This window comes from Lishizhenia sp., assembly GCF_057456495.1.
Map to the genome: position 1 here is coordinate 1 of NZ_JBVCPV010000283.1, position 2,483 is coordinate 2,483.

Consider the following 2,483-nt stretch of genomic DNA (forward strand, 5'->3'; position numbering starts at 1 on the left):
AGAAATGTTTGAACGTGATAATGAGAAGGAAATACAAAACTATTTAAACGATAGCATCAATAAGAAAGCATTTGATACTTTAGTGAGATTTTGGCCCAATTACGCCACAGATTATGCTCCACTTTTAGAATATTGCAAAGCGGATTCTATCCCCTTTCATGCTACAAATATTCCCCGCAGATTTGCGAATAATGTATATAAAAATGACTTCAGTGCATTAGACAGTTTAAGCAATGAGGAGAAAACTTGGGTAGCACCAATGCCAATCACCTTCTATGATACGCTTCCGCAATACCAAGCTATATTAGAAATGATGGGAGCTCATGGGAGTGTAAACCTAGTAAAAGCCCAAGCTATGAAAGATGCCACTATGGCGTACTTTATTTTAGAAATACTCAAATCCTCAGACCAGGTTCTACACTACAACGGAACCTTTCACTCAAATTTTCACGAAGGAATCTATTGGTATTTAAAACATTACCGTCCGGAAACTAGCATACAAACAATTGCCACGGTAGAGCAAGAAGATATAGAGCATTTGTCGGAGGAACATTTTGGGAAAGCAGATTTCATTATCGTTGTAGACAGTGACTTCCCTACAAGTTATTAAACTATAATTTCTTAATTCCATTGGCGCAAACAATTAAGTTTTGCGCCTTTTTTTCTGCCATCATTTTAAAATTAGCGGCTACAGCATCCTCTCCGTAAGATCTAGGGTGATAGATATGGTAAATAATTGCCTTGTTTCTCATTGACTTCTTTTTCAAACCTATAGCTTCAAGCCTCCATTCTATGTCGGTGTCCTCTCCTACACCAGCAGCCTTATAATCTTCGTCGTAGCCATTTACTTGAACAAGGTATTCTTTACGCACGCCCCAGTTACACCCCATCAAGCCTCTGAGTTTTGTAGATAAATGAAAAAAGGGGAAATAGATACTTTCTTTTACCTTGTAAGAATCTGTTCGCTTCAGTTTTAGAAAAGTTAAACTAGAAAAATCCATTGATGCCAGCAACTCTTTACTAATAGCCTCACCAAGATTCACCCTTCTACCACTCAAGATAGTACCTGGCTCATCTTCCTTTATGTAACACTCTACAAATCGACTGTGAGGGACACAATCTCCATCAATAAATACAAGCAGATTTCCACAAGCAATTTGAATGGACTTATTCAACATCTCATTTTTGCGAAAACCGTCATTCACAGCTTGATGAACATGTTGAATTGGAAATGAATAATCACCTTTTGAAGTCTCTAGAAATTCACGTGTTTCCTCATTATTATCATCATCATAAATAATTACTTCAAAATCCATTGAACTCTGGCGGTTAAAACCGAATAAAATCAATTTTAAATTTTCTAGGTTTTTATAGTAAGAAACAATTACAGAGACCTTCATATTCTTCATTAAGGAGGACGAAAATACAAAATTTGTTTCCATGAAAATAAAAAAGGGAAGCTAAGCCTCCCTTAAAATATTTTATCTGGTAAATGTAAGTAAATCGGTACCTCCATTTCCACCACTTATGTCTTGCAACTCAATTTTATAATCAGAATGTGTTAAAACATCCCAGTCATCTATCAAATCATCAAAGTCGTTAGATTCTGAAACATTAAAAGTTATATTGAAATCTATATCAGAATCATTTGAGTCATCATCAGAGCTACTACTCTTTGTTATCGACCAAGTGCCGTTGTACGTTGTAGCATTATTTGTAGCCACCAAAGATCCATCTTCTTTAAAAGTGAAAATATAACCTTGGAAATTGCTCGTTTCATCGTCTCCAGAATCTATCATTTTAGAAATAGTCCAATCTCCTAAAAGTACAGCATCTTCAATTTGCTCTATCTCTTTTTCAAGCGCCTTGTTCTTACTACATGCACTGAGCATAAAAACAATACCCAGAACTAAAAATATTGTGCGTTTCATGTGTTTAGTTTCTATTAAAAATACGAAAACAAAATCATTCATTACAACTTTTTCACCAAGTACATCCATTAGACCTCTGTAGTAAGCAATGTTGCAAAAAGCCTATTTTTACACTAACTTTTACACAAACAAATCAATTCTTATGAAAAAAGCACCTCTAATTTTTAGTACCATCCTTGGACTATTCATCCTAATGTCCTTTGTTTACCAGCAAGACACAACAAAGGAAAAATCGAATTCAGCCATTATTTACAACACAGAAAACAAAGAATGGATAAGCTCTAAAACTACCCTCATCTCAGCGTTTAATGAACTGGCTGAAGATTATCATCATGTAGATAAAGTATCGCTTTCTAAAATTGATGACGCCGAGTATACTCTTACTTTTTGGTTGAAATCTGGAGCACTAGCAATTGCATACACTTTAGAAAATAATGATGGAAATTTAGTACTTATCCCTTCTAAGGAAGTTTACCTTCATTCTTGTTCAGGAGCACCTTGTAGTTCTGTAGAATTAAAAGGATATGAAAACGATGATAGTTACCCCTCTTG

The 2,483-nt window shown here is 35.0% G+C and carries 4 protein-coding genes; 2 read left to right on the forward strand and 2 right to left on the reverse strand.

The window, feature by feature from the left end:
• A partial coding sequence (locus AC22ZQ_RS14070) for a ChaN family lipoprotein (protein WP_318959397.1) occupies positions 1-610 on the forward strand: 610 nt, incomplete at its 5' end.
• Between the two features lies 1 nt (position 611).
• On the opposite strand, the gene AC22ZQ_RS14075 is transcribed toward AC22ZQ_RS14070, so the two are convergent.
• Together AC22ZQ_RS14075 and AC22ZQ_RS14080 are read right to left on the reverse strand one after the other, a co-directional pair.
• Complete coding sequence (locus tag AC22ZQ_RS14075; protein WP_318959398.1) at positions 612-1,400, reverse strand: glycosyltransferase; 789 nt, start codon at positions 1,398-1,400, stop codon at positions 612-614.
• An 81-nt stretch (positions 1,401-1,481) separates the two neighbouring features.
• Positions 1,482-1,931, reverse strand: coding sequence for a lipoprotein (locus AC22ZQ_RS14080; RefSeq protein WP_318959399.1), 450 nt, complete (start codon positions 1,929-1,931; stop codon positions 1,482-1,484).
• A 142-nt stretch (positions 1,932-2,073) separates the two neighbouring features.
• Between AC22ZQ_RS14080 and AC22ZQ_RS14085 the strand changes: the two genes are divergently transcribed.
• A partial coding sequence (locus tag AC22ZQ_RS14085; RefSeq protein ID WP_318959400.1) for a hypothetical protein occupies positions 2,074-2,483 on the forward strand: 410 nt, incomplete at its 3' end.